Source organism: Vibrio sp. 378 (assembly GCF_033339435.1).
In genome coordinates, this window is the sequence record NZ_JAWOUO010000152.1 from 1 (window position 1) to 1066 (window position 1066).

Genomic DNA, 1066 nt, shown 5'->3' on the forward strand with positions numbered 1-1066 from the left:
AGCGTACAAAAAATACACCAGCTTAGTGCGTTTGGAGCAAAAACAACTCAACCAAATTAGTGAAGATGCGTTCCGTCAGCAAAAAGAGTTTGCGGAACAGACCATTCACTATGTCGGTCAATCAGAACGTCTAGAGCAGGTGGAAATGGAACATCGTAAGTTCCAGAAAATTTCCTTTGCCCTATTCATCACCGTTCTGGTTATGTTTTTGTTCATTATGCGCCGCGGCGTGATCATGCAGCGCCAAGCGGGTGAAATCGAAAAACTTCGTAACGACCTCTTTACCCATTCCCGCTCTCGCTTACGTAATCTGCGCATGCTGAACGTGAAGTTGTCTCGCTCACTGAAAAAATCGCGTGACACTTTTGAACAGTGGCAAATGGGTGAACTTATCCATGAACCGCTCAACGACCGACTACGTTTTGTGATGATCGACCTACCGTTCTTACGCTGCATGTACGTTCAAAATGGTTACAAAGCGGGCTTGGAATTAGAACGCGCATTCGGAGAATACCTAGCAGAGCGCATCGAAATACCGGCACGTTTGTACCACTTCTCGGATGCAAACTTACTCTACAGCGAACCTAACGCCGACCGCGACGCCTCTGCCGAAGTCATGTTTGAAAAATTCCAAGCGTGGGTAGACGAATTTGCGACTCAGCATAACGTCAATCGCATCATTCGTATGGGCATCAGCGACTACCCGTTCTTGCCTCGTGCTTACACCGCTATCAATGACGAAGAGCTGCTCGATTTACTGCTACTTGCGACGCACATTGCACGCGAAGTTAGCCTCAAAGATAAACAAAGTCATTGGGTATTTTTGAAAGCCATAGACAACGCGCCAGCAGCGAGCTTTGCAACCGGTAACATAAGAACCGCTTGCCAACACGCCATCAACCAAGGCCTGATCAAGATCCACTCCTCTTACAAGAATGAGGACGACATCAAGAAAATATTAAAAAATGGATAATTAACCATCGGTTAAGCGTAATAACTAATGACGCTATAAAGTTTTTTGTTATTATCAGATAATTGTCAGTAGTACATGGACTTAACCGTAGTC

The 1066-nt window shown here is 45.4% G+C and carries 1 pseudogene; it reads left to right on the plus strand.

The features are described from left to right. Window positions 1-973, plus strand: a pseudogene (locus tag R7Q48_RS24780) (tetratricopeptide repeat protein); the annotation flags it as partial. Window positions 974-1066: the final 93 nt, after the last annotated feature.